This window comes from Ruegeria sp. CDSA141, from assembly GCF_059612005.1.
Window position 1 is genome coordinate 43449 of sequence record NZ_JBXWPT010000006.1, and the last position, 15089, is coordinate 58537.

The window sequence follows — 15089 nt, forward strand, 5'->3', positions numbered from 1 at the left end:
GAGGTCGGCCTTCTCAGAGTTTTATCCAGGCGGTTTTCAGGTCGAAGTATTTTTCCAGTGCGTGCAGAGATTTGTCGTGCCCATTGCCCGACTGGCGAACCCCGCCCAGCGGCACAGTCAGGTCGGCACCGCCATATGTGTTGACGTGCACAACACCGGCGCGAATGCCAGCCACCATGCGATGCGCACGGCTGAGGTTCGAGGTCCAGACACCGCCAGCCAGCCCATAGACCGTGGCATTGGCCAGACGGATCGCTTCGTCTTCATCCTTGAAAGGCGTAACCGCCAGTACAGGGCCGAAGACTTCGTTCTGGAACAGGTTGTCGGTCTCTTTCACGTTGGCCATGACGGTCGGCGCCATGTAATAGCCTCCGGTCTCTGTCAGGATGCGGTTTCCGCCCGTCCGGCGCTCGGCGCCTTCTGCTTCGGCTTTGGTCACGAAATCCAGATTGGCCTGAAGCTCTGGCAGGCTGTGCACCGCGCCGATCTGGCTGTTCAGGTCCAGCGGGTCGCCGACGCGGAAGCTTTCAGCATGGCGGCTGATCTCGGTCACGAAGTCCTCGTAAACCTCTTGCTGGACCAGCAGGCGAGATCCGGCGACACAGACCTGACCAGAATTGCGGAAGATGCCAGCGGCTGAGACCTTGGCCGCTTCGGACAGATCAGGGGCATCGGAAAAAACGATGTTAGGGGACTTGCCGCCTAGTTCCAGATAGCAGCGTTTCAGGTTCGACCGAGCGGAATACTCCAACAGCCGCCGTCCGGTTGTGCCCGACCCGGTAAACACCATGATGTCGACGTCCATCGACAGGGCCAGAGCCTCACCCACGACCGAGCCACGCCCGGTCACGACATTGAACACCCCGTCGGGCACTCCGGCTTCTGCGGCAAGCTCGGCAATCTTCAGCAGGTTGAGTGAGGCGCTTTCGGCAGGTTTCAGGACGACGGAATTGCCTGCGGCCAGTGCCGGTGCAATTTTCCAGCTGCCGATCATCAGTGGAAAGTTCCACGGTACGATGGCCCCGACAACCCCGACCGGAGCGTGATGTACAAGCCCCAGAACATCACCGCTTGTCGGGGCGATTTGTCCATAAATCTTGTCGATCGCCTCGGCGTAGTACCGGAAAGTAGCAGCCGCCGAGAGTGCCTCGGCCTTGTAAGCCATGGTGATCTCGGTTCCGTTGTCGCGCACGCCCAGCACGGCTAGCTCAAGCGCGCGTGCTTCGATCAGGTCAGCCAGTTTCAGCAATACTTTCTTGCGGTCGGCAGGCGCCATGCGCGCCCATCGCCCATCCTCGAACGCTAGGCGCGCCGCACGAACGGCTGACTCGACATCCGCAGGCGTGCCCTCGGCGATCAGCGCCAGAGGCTGACCGTTGATCGGAGACAGAACTTGATGCCGGGCCCCGGTTTCGCCATCCTGAAAGCGGCCGTTTATGAAATGCCCGCGCGGAGCAATGTCCTGCGCACGCAGCGCATCAATCGAGGATTGGTCCATGGGGGGTTATCCTTGCTGAGTTGAGTCTTCGTCGAGAACCGGTTGCGGTGTGATGCGTTCCTTGTGTTCCTTGATCAGCGAGCGAACGTGGAGCAGAATGATCCCAAGGATCATGATGAATAGTATTGCGGCAATCGGCCGGTCAATGAAATCAAGTGGTGTCTTCACCCGCGCCATGGCGCTGCGCAGTTTGACTTCCATGATCCCGCCCAGAACCATGCCCAGAATGATCGGAACAATGGGCAGGTTCAGGCGCTTCAGGATCAGCCCGAACACGCCGAACCCGGCGGCAATGGCGCAGTCCGTGACTGAGTTGCGCAGGCTAAATACACCGACAAAGGAAAGCGTCAGGATCATGATCCCCAGAAAGCGCGTCGGGATCTGAATGATCTTCAGCAACAGATTGGTCGAGAACAACAAAAAGACCAGAACGATCACATTGAGCAGGATCAGCGACATGTACAGTGCCATGACAAAATCCATCTGATCGGCAAAAAGCTGTGGTCCGGGAATGACGTTGTGAACATAGAAGACCGAAAGCATCATCGCGGTCAGCGCTTCGCCAGGAATACCCAGCGCCAGCAGCGGAATCATTGCGGCCCCAGGAACGGCATTGTTGGCCGCCTCGGACGCCACCAGACCTTCTGGTGACCCATCGCCAAATTTGTCGGGGTCTTCAGAGGTTTTCTGTGCGTATGTGTATGAGAGGAACTGTGATGTGAATTCGCCTGTGCCCGGTACCATGCCCATGAGCACACCCAGCGATGACGACACCGTTGCGATGCGTTTCAGGCCCAGTAGTTCTTTGAGGCCCGCGAAGATGCTGCCGCGCACATGGGCTTCGCCCGGCGCGTGTTCTTTGTCGACCAGCAGCAGCAGCGCCTGACTGATGGCGAACAGCCCAAGAACCACCACGATCAGATCGACACCTGACGAAAGCCAGGTTTGGTCAAAGGTAAAACGTTTGGTGTATTTGACGGGTTCCAGACCGACGGTGCTGAGGAAAATGCCGAAGAACGCCAGCATCGCGGCCGAAAAGGTCTGCCCGCGATGGGCCAGGATCACCAGAAGGATGCCCATTAACGCAGCCAGGAATATTTCGCGGCTTCCGAAATGTGGGGCAACCCAGGCCAACACAGGCGATAGGATGATCAGACAGAGGATCGAGAAGATGCCGCCGAAAAACGACGCCGAATAGGCCAGCGACAGGGCTCGGTGTCCCTCGCCGCGCTTGGTCATGGGATAGCCGTCATAGGTGGTCAGTGCGTTGACGGCCGTGCCAGGCGTGTTGATCAGAATGGCAGGAATTGCACCGCCATACATGGACGACCCGTAAATGCCCAACAGAAGGGTCAGGCCGACGATGGGCTCAAACGCGAAGGTGGCGGGCAGCAGAATGGCAATTGCCACAGCAGCGCCGACGCCGGGCAACGCGCCGATGATGACGCCGCCCACCGATCCGATGACTAGTGCCACGACGACCTGCCACTGTGCCAGAATTGCAAAGCCGGAAATCAGATTGTCCATCTTGGCCTCACAGGTAGGTCAGCGCAAAGGCGCGCAGCCCATCGGGCAAGAATTCGTATATCCGACCGGCAGGAATGTTCACATGAAGCAGCGCGCGGAAGACGACGGCCACGACCGCGCCGAAGGTAAGTGCAACGCAAAAAGCCCCAGGCAGTCGAAATCCCAATCGTATCGTCAGCAGGGCCGCAAAAAGCATGGTGGAGGGCAGATACCCAAGCCACGGAACCGCCACGACATAGATCAGGAAGTAGGCAACGTATTCGAGGGACATCAACCAGAACGTCACCTCTCGCAAACGTCCGGGAATGCGCGGGGACAGGAAAGAGCTCAGCAAGTGGAGGCCGCTGAACAAAACCATACCCCAGATCGCGATCTTGGGCCAAAGGGCGGGCTGGGCAAACCACTTGGTTCGTTTGACAGCCTGAGTCTCAGTGCCGATCTGGCTGAGAAGGAACAGGGAGCAACCGAAGAAAAGGAAGGCAAAGACAATATCGCCAGGACGTCGATAACGTCGGAACATGTCTTGCAGTGTCTTTGCTATCATTTTGGCCTCCTGTTTGAAAGAAAAAGGCCCGGCGTTGTTCGACCTTGCCGGGCCTTCTTCGGACTATTCGCCCAGAATCTCTTCGATCTTGGCAAAAGAGGCTTTGTCCTGCTCGATCTGAGCATTGGATGCGTCCGGGTCCTGCCAGTAGATCAGTGCGCCTGTTTCCTCAGCCAGCTTCTTGGCTTTGTCCGAGGACAACGCTTTCTGGGCGGCAGCCGAGATCTTTTCACGCGCGTCGGCAGGCGTGTCTTTGTGCACAAACAGCCCGTTCCAAAGAGCCAATGGCAGGTCCGGATTGAGTTCCACGATCGTCGGCGTATCCGGAACCAGTGAAATCCGCTCGCCACCGATGCTGGCAAGGACGTTCACCTGATCAAGGCAGGGAAGGATAAGCTGTAGCGTCGTATTGATTACATCCACGTCGCCTGAGGCCAGCGTGTTGCAATCCAAGGCGTCAAATGCCGCTTCGCTGGCAAAGTCGAACCCGCTGCTGACCGCAGCTGCAAATGTGACCTGAGTGGGCGGCAGAACCGATCCGAAATGGCCAAGCGCCACGTCCTTTTCCTTGCCGTATTCGGCCAGTTCTTCCCAGCTTGAAAACGGTGCGTCTTTGCTCGCTGCGATGACGAAGGGATAAGTCAGGAAGATGCCAATTGGATCGAAAGGATTCGGGTTGAGTTCGGGAATTCCGATCTCGGGGCCAATGACGGGTACTCCGATGACGAAAGAGCCGATGGTGTAACCATCCGCCGGAGCGGTTGCCACCTCGACAGCGCCGGGGAATGGGCCACCGCCACCTCCGGGTTTGTTCACGACAGCAGCAGGCACACCGTACATGGCCTGGAATTCGTCGGCGATCATCCGGGTAAGGACATCTTCCAGATCGCCCGGAGGCCAAGGTACGACAAAGCTTACCGGCTTCTCAGGGTACTCTGCCAGTGCGGCAGTGGCCGAAGCTGCAAAAGCGGCGGCTGTTAGAAATTTCTTCATTGACACCTCCCGTTAGTGGTTCAATATTTGAACCTCGTTAACAATAATAATGTTGCTTTGTTAAGTTAGTTCTGTCAAGTATTACCTGAGCAAGAGGACGATACGCACATGGGCACAGCCCTTAACGCCCTAAAAATGCTGGATTACTTTTCCAATGCCCGCCCAGAGATCGGGCTGAGTCACCTGGCGCGGTTGTCCGGGCTGAACAAGGCAACGGCATTGCGCCACCTGCGCGCGCTTGAGGAGTTCGGGTTGATCGAACAGAATCCGATGACAAAAACTTATGCCATCGGGCCGGCGGCATTGCGTTTGGCCGCACTGCGAGAGATCGCCAGACCCGGCATTGAGGGCGCGCGCCAAAAAATGCAGGCCGCAATGCAGATGGTCGGTGAATCCCTGCATCTGTCCTTGCTGGAGAAAACGGGATTACAGACAGCTCTGGTGGTGGAAACAACGCGGCACAGTGTCCGGGTAAGTCTTGATCCCAGCGAGATGCTTCCGCTAAATGCGACGGCTTCCGGTCTGTGCATGCTCAGTTTCGGACCGGCTCACCTTTTGGAGCAGTTGGATCAGGACGTGCAGGCACGGTTTACACAAGCCACGCTTACTGATCCGAAGTTCATCAAAGAGCGGGTCGCAAAGATCAGAGTTTCAGGCTGGGCCGACAGCCGCGGCAGTTACGAAGAAGGTGTTTTTGGATATGCCGCGCCGATCTTCGGCATCGATCAGATTGCACTGGGAACCATCGCAATAGCTGTCCCTGAAACCCGGGCAACCAGCGACCGCCTTCCGGCAATACTGTCAACTTTGCATTCACTTTCGGCTGATCTGACTGCTGGTTTTGGCGGCCAGTTGCCCGACTCCTTTCCAACCGAATTCCACCCGTGACCAAGGGCGGATTCAACACTCGGAGACCCGCGACATGAAAGACTCCAACTTTCTGAAGGAAAACAACGCCCGATACTTCTGGCACCCGATGGCGCATCCCGCCGACAGCCGGAAGAACCCGCCGACCATTCTCAGCGGTGGTGAAGGGGTCAGCATCATGGATGTCGATGGCCACAGGGCGCTGGACGCCGTAGGGGGGCTGTGGAACGTCAATCTGGGCTACTCCTGTGAACCGGTGAAGCGGGCCATAGCGGATCAACTGAATGCGTTGCCCTACTACTCCACCTTTCGGGGCACCAGCAATGACAAGGCAATTGAGCTGTCTTATGAACTGGCCCAGTTCTTTGAGCCTGACGGGCTGACCCGCGCTTTCTTTACGTCGGGTGGGTCGGATTCTGTCGAAATAGCTCTGAAACTTGCGCGCCAGTATCACAAAGTCCGGGGTGAAGCCGGACGTACCAAGTTCATCAGCCTAAAGCAGGGCTATCACGGCACTCATTTTGCTGCCGCCTCTGTCAACGGCAACCAGAAGTTCCGCGCGGTGTATGAGCCGATGATGCCGGGCTGCTACCACGTGCCGGCCCCCTGGACCTATCGCAATCCGTTTGACGAAACCGATCCCGAGCGTCTGGCGCAGCTTTGTGTCAAGGCGCTTGAGGCCGAGATCGCATTTCAGGGTGCAAGCACTGTTGCGGCCTTCATCATGGAGCCGGTTCTCGGGGCAGGAGGCGTAATCCCGCCGCACAAGAGTTTCATGCCCATGGTGCGCGAGGTCTGTTCCAGGCACGGCATCCTGCTGATCTCGGACGAGATTATCACCGCTTTTGGTCGCACCGGCAGTGAAAGCGGTGCGCGGCACTGGGGCGTCCAGCCGGATATTATGACGACGGCAAAGGCGATCACCAATGGGTATTTCCCTTTTGGCGCGGCCATGATTTCGGGCGCGGTTGCAGAGGTTTTTGAAAGTGACACCACGGGTCTGGCATCCGTCGATCAGGGGTATACCTATTCCGGCCATCCGGTCGGGGCGGCCGCAGCTTTGGCCGCCCTGTCCGAGATCAACCGCCTACGGATCTGGGAAAACGCTGCCGCGCGCGGGGATGAGTTGTTTGCCGGCTTGCAAAAGCTGGCCGACAAGCATGACGCGATCGGGGACGTGCGGGGCGGTGAGGGCCTGATGTGTGCATTGGAACTGGTCTCGGATCGGGCGACCAAGGCACCTATCGCAAAACACCTGCCGCTACAGGTTCAGAAAGCTGCATATGAAGACGGCGTGATGGTCCGCGTATCAGGCAACAACATCATTCTGTCGCCGCCGCTGATCGTCACTTCGGAAGAGGTGACTAAAATTCTATCGGCTTTGGACGCTGGATTGGGGACCCTGTAAGTATTCAAACGACCCCGTCCTGTTGGGGCGGGGTCAGGCTTTGATGGCCTGCAATTCCTCGAGCAGGTCCAGCAGTTGATCCAGTTTCTCGGTGCCCATCTGCGCTTCGATATTACTGGAGATGGCGAGTGATGTGGCCAGGTTCTCCTTGAGGATAGAGCGGCCTGAATCCGTGATCTTGACCATGGTGCGGCGCTTGTCGTCGCTATCCTGACGGCGGGTGATCTGGCCATCGGCCTCCATCGTGCGCAAAATGCGGGTCACGCTGGGTAGCAGCAGGCATGCCTCGTGCGCGATGGTGCTTTGTTCCACTTCGCCCAGCTCGTCCAAAACACGCAGGATGCGCCATTTCTGCTCGGTCAGTTGGATGCCTTGCAGCATGTCCCGGATCGGAGCCATGACGGTTTCGCGGGCTCGCAGCAGCGCAATCGGAAGGGACCGGGCGGTGCTTTTAGAATGGCTTTGAGTGTTCATGCGGCCTTCTAGAATGTCATCTCGGAAATTGCAAAGATTAACAAAGCAATCTCTTGACAGGGAACGCATTAAATACTAAACATGTTAACTAATAGAGGAGAAACCATGCCCCACTTCCACGTCGAATACTCCGGTAATCTGGAAGACAGGATCGACATGGATGGCCTATGCGAATGCATTCGGGCAACGGCAGCTGAGATTGAGACCTTTCCGATGCCGGGCATTCGTGTGCGCGCGACGCGGGTCGATCATTACGCCATAGCGGACGGCAACCCGGCGCATGGGTTTATTGATATCTCGATCCGCCTGCGGGCAGGCCGGCCCGCTGATGTCAAACACGACGCCACCCAGCGCATTTTTGAGGCGGTCAAAGCATATCTGGCGCCGGTTTTTTCACAGCATTCCATCGCGCTCTCGCTTGAGATGCGTGACATCGACCCCAAGCTGTCGCCCAAGGCTGGTACGATCCGCGACCACTTGGATGCGACCACGCAGGAGACCTGACGCATGAGTGCATTGGACACAAACATCGAAAAGCTGAACGGCTTTCTGGACCGGTTCCGGGAAACGGGCATCCGCAACCGAATAGCGGGTGAAGATTGGGACGGATCTGCCGGAGTGTTTCAGTCTGTCTCGCCCGTCGATAAATCCGTGATCTGTGATGTTGCCCATGGCACGGGTGATGATATTGACGCGGCAGCCAAGGCCGCTCATGCAGCCTTTGCAGAGTGGCGAGACATTCCCGCCACCGAACGCCGTCGCATTTTGTTGAATGTGGCTGATGGCATTGAAGCCCGCGCCGAGGAAATAGCACTGTGCGAGTGCTGGGACACAGGGCAGACTCTGCGCTTCATGTCAAAGGCAGCGTTGCGGGGCGCAGAGAACTTCCGGTATTTCGCGGATCAGGTGATTCAGGCACGGGACGGGCAGCACCTGAAGTCTCCGACACTGATGAATGTTACGACCCGTGTGCCAATTGGCCCGGTTGGCGTGATCACCCCGTGGAACACGCCGTTCATGCTGTCGACCTGGAAGATCGCGCCTGCGTTGGCTGCGGGTTGCACGGTGGTTCACAAACCCGCCGAGGATTCCCCTCTGACGGCTCGCCTGCTGGTGGAAATCGCCGAACAGGCAGGGCTGCCCAAAGGTGTGCTGAACACGGTCAACGGATTTGGCCCCGACGCTGGCAAGGTTTTGTGCGAGCATGAACTGATCAAGGCCATTGCTTTTGTGGGCGAAAGTCGTACCGGCAGTCTGATCGTCAAGCAAGGCGCAGACACCCATAAGCGCAACCATTTGGAATTGGGCGGAAAAAACCCCGTTGTCGTGTTTGACGATGCAGATCTGGACCGCGCGTTGGATGCCGTGATCTTTATGATCTATTCGATCAATGGCGAACGCTGCACCTCGTCTTCGCGACTTCTGGTGCAGGACACGATCAAGGAAGAATTCGAAGCCAGACTGATTGAACGCGTCAACAGCATCAAGGTGGGCCACCCCTTGGACCCGGAGACCGAGATTGGGCCGTTGGTGACTGAAGAACACTACAACAAGGTTACGAGCTATTTCGACGTCGCCAAGGAAGATGGCGCAACTGTCGCCGCTGGCGGCGTCACGGTGGGGGATGCGGGCTACTTTGTCCGGCCGACCCTGTTCACCAATGCCACCAACCAAATGCGCATCGCACGGGAAGAGATATTTGGCCCTGTCCTGACCTCGATCCCGTTCTCGACCGAGGACGAGGCGCTGGAGATCGCCAACGACACACCTTATGGCCTGACCGGCTATGTCTGGACCAATGATCTGACCCGCGCGCTTCGGTTTACAGACAAGCTGGAGGCTGGAATGATCTGGGTGAATTCGGAGAACGCACGTCACTTGCCAACGCCGTTCGGAGGGGTCAAGGCGTCCGGCATCGGCCGGGATGGCGGCGACTGGAGCTTTGAATTCTATATGGAACAGAAACACATTGGCTTTGCCACCGGTCAGCACAAGATCATGCAGTTGGGTAAGTAGATCTCATAGGCCGACCCCGGCTGGGGCAAGCCCATTTCACGAGGAGGAATTGCCATGGGAAAGATAGTACAGGCCGCAAAGATTACGCATGTACCCAGCATCTGGATGTCCCACACGATGCCAAAATACAAAGGCATCCGGCAATCTGCCATTGATGGGTATGAACGCCTGCGTCAGGACGCGATAGATCGCGGGGTCGAGACGTTCATTGTGTTCGACACCCATTGGATCACCAATCAAGGGTTTCACCTGAATACGAAAGAACGTCACAAGGGTCGATTCATCAGTCACGAACTGCCGCATATGTTGGCGGATATGGAGTTCGATTATCGCGGCGATCACGAACTGGGGGAAACCATCCTTGACGTTCTGCGCGAACGGGGAGAGCGGGCGCTGGGCCATTCGCACCCCGACATGGGCATGGAATACGGCACCCTGCTGCCGATGCATTTCATCAACGATGGTGTGAATGCCCGGGTATTGCCGGTGGCAGTCAATCAATTCTCGTCGATTGCAGAAAACCGGGCCTGGGGCGAGGCCATTGCCACAGGCATCCGACGTTCGGACCGCAATGTTTCCATTCTGGCGTCCGGCTCGCTCAGCCACGACTTCACTCCGAATGAACGCTCGGTCGACGGGCTGAATGCAGTGAATGGCGAGTTCAACCGCCAGATGGACATGCGCGTTCTGGAGTTGTGGCAGCAGGGCAGGTTTGAAGAGTTCCTTGAAATGCTGCCGGACTATGCAAAGAAATGCACTGGCGAATGCGCCATGAATGACACCGCTTTGCTGTTTGGTGCGTTGGGTTGGGGAAGCTACAAAGGTGAAATTGACATTTACACCCCGTATTTCGGCAGCTCTGGCACCGGTCAGGCAAATGTCAGCTTTTCGGTGTGACGCAAGCAACGGAACACGAGGATTTGGCGGTGATCCCGTCACAAAGGAAAGTCAGTAGATGAACTGGGACACGTTTTCGTATTGGGGTCAGCACATCTCGAAATGGGCGGCGGATTATCACAAGACACTTGCTGAACGTCCCGTGCGGGCGCAGACCGCGCCGGGGGAAATCGCGGCCCAGCTTGTGCCAGTACCACCCGAGACAGGCGAGCCGATGGACGCCATCATGGCCGATTTCGAACGGATCGTGATGCCGGGCATCACCCATTGGCAGCATCCACGCTTCTTTGCGTATTTCCCGGCCAATGCCGCGCCCCCGTCCATGTTGGCCGAGATGCTGGTGACGACTATCGCAGCGCAATGCATGTTGTGGCAGACATCGCCTGCCGCGACCGAGGTTGAAGGCGTCATGGTCGAATGGTTGCGGCAGGCCCTTGGATTGCCTGAGGGCATGACCGGCGTCATTCAGGACAGCGCCTCTTCGGCTACGTTATCAGCAGTGCTGACCATGCGGGAACGGGCCACCGGCTTTACCGGCAACCGAGAAGGTCTGAACGCGAAGGGTGCATTGCGGATTTATTGTTCGGATCAGGTGCATTCGTCGATTGACCGGGCCTGCTGGGTCGCTGGGATTGGTCAGGACAATCTGGTCAAATTGCCCACACAGGGGCCGAACTTCGGGATTGTTCCCTCGGCGCTTGAGGCCGCCATTCAGAATGACATTGCCGCCGGGCATATTCCGGCCGGGATCGTTGCCATTACCGGCGGCACAGGAGCGGGGGCTTGCGACGACCTTATGGCCGTAGCTGACATTGCGAAAAAATACGACCTCTACACCCATCTCGACGCCGCTTGGGCGGGATCGGCTATGATCTGCCCGGAATTTCGCAAGGCTTTGTGGCAGGGGGCCGGTCGCTATGACAGCATTGTCTTCAACCCGCATAAATGGATGGGCGCGCAATTCGATTGTGCCATCCAGTTCCTGCGAGACGCCGCGCCCCAGCTCAATACGCTGAAAATTGAACCGGAATACCTCAAGACAACCGGTGCAGAGGTGACAAATTACTCTGAGTGGACCATCCCTTTGGGCCGCAGGTTCCGGGCGTTGAAAATCTGGTTCCTGTTGCGGTCATACGGGTTGGAAGGATTGCGCGAACGCATCCGCAACCACGTGACATGGGCCAGCGAACTGGCGGAAAAGATCGGTTCGATCGAGGGGTTCGAGATCACAACCGGCCCGATCCTCAGCTTGTTTTCCTTCCGCTGTCCCGGGGACGACGCCCAGCAACAGCGTCTGGTGGACGCGCTGAATGACGATGGCCGGATTTACCTGACCCAAGGCTTGTTCGATGGACGCAAAATCATCCGCTTTCAGGTCGGGCAGTTCGATACCACCCGCGATGACGTGCTGATGGCGGCGGACGTGATCCGGGACGTGTGGGAGACTATTGAATGAAGTTTGCAACTTTCTTTTCGGGTGATGAGCGTTTTTTTGGGGCAATCACCGACAGTGGTGCAATTGCTTTGAATCCGGTCTTCCCCGAATACGCCAGCCTCTACGAGGTGATCGCTGCCGGTGCATTTGATCAACTGGCAGAAGCCGCCGACGGCAAACCTGTCACCCATTCCGAGTTTACATATGACATGGTGATGCCGGATGCGCGACGTATCCTTTGCGTCGGGGTGAACTTTCCCGACCGGAATGCGGAATACAAGGATGGCAGCGTGCAGCCAAAACACATGTCGCTGTTCCCGCGTTTCGCCAGTGGGTTTACCGGCCATAACCGGCCTTTGATCCGCCCGCCGGAAAACCACACGCTGGATTACGAAGGCGAAGTGGCCATCGTGATTGGCAAGGCTGGCCGTCGCATTCCGCAGCAGGACGCGTATGAGCACATCGCCGCGCTGACGCTGTGTAATGAAGGAACCATTCGCGACTGGGTTCGGCACGCCAAGTTCAATGTCACGCAAGGCAAGAACTGGGACCGCTCTGGGGCCATCGGCCCGTGGCTGGTTCCTTTCACGGATGCGGCCCAGCTGGATGAGGCGCGTCTTCAAACCCGCGTGAATGGTGAGTTGCGGCAGGATGATACGCTGAACCGCATGATGTTCCCGATCCGGCGCGAGATCGAATATATTTCGACTTTCATGACGCTTCTGCCCGGCGATATCATTGTGACCGGTACACCGACCGGGGCGGGCGCGCGGTTCGACCCGCCGAAATATCTGGCACCCGGTGATGTGGTCGAGGTCTGGGTCGAAGGCATCGGTACGCTGCGAAATACGGTTGAGGATGAAAAGGTATGACGCCCGAAGACCATGTGCGCGCGGCCGCTGACCTTTTGCAGGCAGAACGCACGCATGAACAGATTGGCCTGCTCAGTCTGCGCCATCCCGAGATGGACATGGATGACGCTTACGATGTGCAGAACGCCATCTATCGCCAGAAACTGTCCGAAGGGCGCAAAGTGATTGGGTGGAAGATCGGCCTGACTTCGAAAGCCATGCAATACGCGCTGAACATCGACATTCCTGATAGTGGGATTCTGTTTGACGACATGGTGTTTGAACAGGGTGCCACCGTTCCGGCCGGGCGATTCATTCAGCCCCGGATCGAGGCTGAAATTGCCTTGGTGATGAAATCGGCCATTGGCGGAGAAAACGTGTCCCGCGAAGAAATCATCGCTGCGACGGATTACGTCGCGCCGTCCATCGAAATTCTGGATACACGGATTCAACGTGTGGATCCTGAAACCGGCAAGGCCCGCACGGTGTTTGACACTATCAGTGATAATGCCGCCAATGCAGGTATCGTTCTGGGTGCAGAGCGTCATCCGGTCGATGCTTTTGATCTGCGATGGGTTGGTGCGCTGACCTTCCGCAATGGTGAAATCGAAGAAACCGGTCTGGGCGCGGGGGTGCTGAACGATCCGGTCGAAAGCGTCGTCTGGCTAGCGCGCCGTATGGCGCAATACGGTCAAAGCATCGCGCCGGGCCAGGTTATTCTGTCAGGCAGCTTTATCCGCCCGGTCGAATGCCCCTCGGGAACAGAAATCCACGCGGATTTCGGGCCGTTCGGCTCAGTTGATATCAATTTCGCCTGAAAGGTTCGCCAATGCCCGCGCCAAGCAATACGTTCAAGGCCGCGCTGACGTCGGGAACCCCTTTGATCGGGTGCTGGATCGGCTTGGCCAATGCCTACACCGCCGAGATCGCCGCGACCGCGCAATTTGACTGGCTGCTGGTCGACGGAGAGCATGCGCCAAACGATCTGCGCTCGATCCTCGAGCAAGTGAGGGTGATTGAAGGATCTGGCAGTACCCCCGTCGCACGCCTGCCGATTGGCGAGACCTGGATGATCAAGCAATATCTCGATGCCGGTGTGCAGAACATTCTGGTGCCGATGGTGGAAAGCGGCGATCAGGCGCGCGAACTGGTGCGGGCCGTGCTGTATCCACCTCATGGCGTTCGGGGCGTAGGTTCCGCCTTGGCGCGGGCCTCGCGTTTTGCGGCTATCCCGGATTATCTGAAAACGGCGGACGAGCAGATCTGTCTTTTGGTGCAGGTCGAAAACAGGCTTGGGCTGGAGGCGCTGGGCGACATTCTGGCGACCGAAGTCGATGGGGTGTTCGTCGGCCCGTCGGATTTGGCCGCTGATATGGGCCATATCGGCAATGCCGGGCACCCGGACGTGATCGAGGCCGTGCTGGATGCGATCCAGCGCATCGTTGCGGCAGGCAAGGCAGCAGGGATATTGTCGCTGGATCCGGTCATGCAGCGAAAATGTCTGGATCTGGGGGCAACATTCGTGGCCACTGATATCGATGTGACCTTGTTTGCCAAGGCGATCCGGGCCGCTGCCGCTGATGGGCTCAGCCTGCTGCCCGATCAGGTGGCTTCGGGAATTGCGCAGACAGGCGCGGCGTCGAAATACCTGCAACAGCTTTGCAAACACTGGTCGCACAAGGCCCAGGTAACATTCGATGAAACGCGGGGCAGTGTAAGCTTTCCAGACGGGAATCGCGTCACCCTTTCAGCAAGCGCTACCAGCCTGGCCGTAACCGCCGCCACCCGGGCGCGCGGTGATCTGGCCGGATGGCAACGGGTAATTGAGGCTCATCTGGTGCGTTTTGCCTTTCGGGAAGAGTTCCGCATTGACTGGTCAGGATGAGGAACCGCGTTACGGCCCTGAAACTGGCACTGTGGCAACGGGACAAAGGTAGGCATACCTGCGATAGATTTCGAACAGCTTTGTCCGAAGGCCACAGCTAAAGCTTGTGGATACCATGGACGGTCAGAGTGCTGACCAGATCAGCATAGTCTTCGCGGGCCCTGGACCCTGCTCCGGTGTTCCACATGTAATACCAGTTCAGCATCCCAAAAACTGACATCGTGGCGCCGCGCAGCTTGTCCCTGTTGTCGTTGAAGGCTTCCGGAGACAGTTCCTTCAGGATGTCGCGCACAAAATTCACCAATTCCAGCTGATACCCGCGCAGAAGCTTCTGTTGTTCCTCGGTCAATGCGCTCATGCCGCTGATCTGCACCCGGTGTTCGTCATCTGCGCCTTGGTAGGCAAACAGGATTTCGCGTATCGCTTTCCGCAGCTTCTGCTCAGGCGTGAGACCATTCAGGTCCACATTGCAGATGCGGTCGCGAAGCTCGCGCAGGTAGGTTTCGAGGATGTCATACAGGATGGCATCCTTGCTGTCATAGTAGTGGTAGATGTTTGCCTTGGAAATCCCGCACTCTTTTGCCAACAGGGTCATGGAGGCGCGATCAAACCCTTGGTCGGCGAACACTTTGGCTGCCGTTTTAAGGATTTGTTCCCGCTTCTGGTCGTGGTCTTTGGCGATTGTACGGGCCAC

15 protein-coding genes are annotated in these 15089 nt (G+C 57.6%); 9 read left to right on the forward strand and 6 right to left on the reverse strand.

Annotated features, from left to right (window positions below; genetic code table 11):
- Positions 1–13: 13 nt before the first annotated feature.
- The 4 genes from AC2FLP_RS10905 to AC2FLP_RS10920 all read right to left on the reverse strand — a co-directional run bounded on the left by AC2FLP_RS10905 (position 14) and on the right by AC2FLP_RS10920 (position 4562).
- On the reverse strand, positions 14–1498 hold the full coding sequence (locus tag AC2FLP_RS10905) for an aldehyde dehydrogenase (protein ID WP_496683632.1): 1485 nt from the start codon (positions 1496–1498) through the stop codon (positions 14–16).
- A gap of 6 nt (positions 1499–1504) precedes the next feature.
- Positions 1505–3025 (reverse strand): tripartite tricarboxylate transporter permease, encoded by a 1521-nt coding sequence (locus tag AC2FLP_RS10910; RefSeq protein ID WP_299897517.1) that lies wholly within the window; start codon positions 3023–3025, stop codon positions 1505–1507.
- A gap of 7 nt (positions 3026–3032) precedes the next feature.
- On the reverse strand, positions 3033–3569 hold the full coding sequence (locus tag AC2FLP_RS10915) for a tripartite tricarboxylate transporter TctB family protein (protein WP_299897514.1): 537 nt from the start codon (positions 3567–3569) through the stop codon (positions 3033–3035).
- A 63-nt stretch (positions 3570–3632) separates the two neighbouring features.
- Complete coding sequence (locus AC2FLP_RS10920; protein WP_299897511.1) at positions 3633–4562, reverse strand: tripartite tricarboxylate transporter substrate binding protein; 930 nt, start codon at positions 4560–4562, stop codon at positions 3633–3635.
- Between the two features lie 108 nt (positions 4563–4670).
- Here AC2FLP_RS10920 and AC2FLP_RS10925 point away from each other — a divergent pair, with 108 nt between their 5' ends.
- Together AC2FLP_RS10925 and AC2FLP_RS10930 are read left to right on the forward strand one after the other, a co-directional pair.
- Positions 4671–5450: an IclR family transcriptional regulator gene (locus AC2FLP_RS10925; protein ID WP_299897508.1), complete on the forward strand. Its 780-nt coding sequence runs from the start codon at positions 4671–4673 to the stop codon at positions 5448–5450.
- 34 nt (positions 5451–5484) lie between these two features.
- Positions 5485–6837 carry an aminotransferase class III-fold pyridoxal phosphate-dependent enzyme gene (locus tag AC2FLP_RS10930; protein WP_299897505.1) on the forward strand — a complete coding sequence of 451 codons (1353 nt, stop codon included), beginning with the start codon at positions 5485–5487 and terminating at the stop codon, positions 6835–6837.
- Between the two features lie 33 nt (positions 6838–6870).
- Here AC2FLP_RS10930 and hpaR read toward each other — a convergent pair whose 3' ends face one another.
- Complete coding sequence (gene hpaR / locus AC2FLP_RS10935; protein ID WP_117873900.1) at positions 6871–7311, reverse strand: homoprotocatechuate degradation operon regulator HpaR; 441 nt, start codon at positions 7309–7311, stop codon at positions 6871–6873.
- A gap of 105 nt (positions 7312–7416) precedes the next feature.
- On the opposite strand from hpaR, the gene AC2FLP_RS10940 reads away from it, so the two are divergent.
- Genes AC2FLP_RS10940 through AC2FLP_RS10970 form a run of 7 tightly spaced genes read left to right on the forward strand, consistent with a single transcriptional unit; the run spans position 7417 to position 14395 of the window.
- Positions 7417–7815: a 5-carboxymethyl-2-hydroxymuconate Delta-isomerase gene (locus AC2FLP_RS10940; RefSeq protein ID WP_496672630.1), complete on the forward strand. Its 399-nt coding sequence runs from the start codon at positions 7417–7419 to the stop codon at positions 7813–7815.
- A gap of 3 nt (positions 7816–7818) precedes the next feature.
- Positions 7819–9327, forward strand: coding sequence for a 5-carboxymethyl-2-hydroxymuconate semialdehyde dehydrogenase (hpaE, locus tag AC2FLP_RS10945; protein WP_496683639.1), 1509 nt, complete (start codon positions 7819–7821; stop codon positions 9325–9327).
- 54 nt (positions 9328–9381) lie between these two features.
- Entirely contained in the window at positions 9382–10224 is an 843-nt protein-coding gene (hpaD, locus tag AC2FLP_RS10950; protein ID WP_299897495.1) for a 3,4-dihydroxyphenylacetate 2,3-dioxygenase, read from the forward strand.
- Between the two features lie 58 nt (positions 10225–10282).
- On the forward strand, positions 10283–11680 hold the full coding sequence (locus AC2FLP_RS10955; RefSeq protein WP_299897492.1) for a pyridoxal phosphate-dependent decarboxylase family protein: 1398 nt from the start codon (positions 10283–10285) through the stop codon (positions 11678–11680).
- Positions 11677–12531, forward strand: a complete 855-nt coding sequence (locus AC2FLP_RS10960) for a fumarylacetoacetate hydrolase family protein (protein ID WP_299897490.1) — start codon at positions 11677–11679, stop codon at positions 12529–12531. The genes AC2FLP_RS10955 and AC2FLP_RS10960 overlap by 4 nt, the downstream gene beginning before the upstream one ends.
- Positions 12528–13328 carry a 2-oxo-hept-4-ene-1,7-dioate hydratase gene (hpaH, locus tag AC2FLP_RS10965; protein ID WP_299897487.1) on the forward strand — a complete coding sequence of 267 codons (801 nt, stop codon included), beginning with the start codon at positions 12528–12530 and terminating at the stop codon, positions 13326–13328. The genes AC2FLP_RS10960 and hpaH overlap by 4 nt, the downstream gene beginning before the upstream one ends.
- A gap of 11 nt (positions 13329–13339) precedes the next feature.
- Positions 13340–14395 carry an aldolase/citrate lyase family protein gene (locus AC2FLP_RS10970; protein ID WP_496683645.1) on the forward strand — a complete coding sequence of 352 codons (1056 nt, stop codon included), beginning with the start codon at positions 13340–13342 and terminating at the stop codon, positions 14393–14395.
- A 97-nt stretch (positions 14396–14492) separates the two neighbouring features.
- Here the strand turns inward: AC2FLP_RS10970 and AC2FLP_RS10975 are convergent, their stop codons facing one another.
- Positions 14493–15089: a TetR/AcrR family transcriptional regulator gene (locus AC2FLP_RS10975; protein WP_299897484.1), complete on the reverse strand. Its 597-nt coding sequence runs from the start codon at positions 15087–15089 to the stop codon at positions 14493–14495.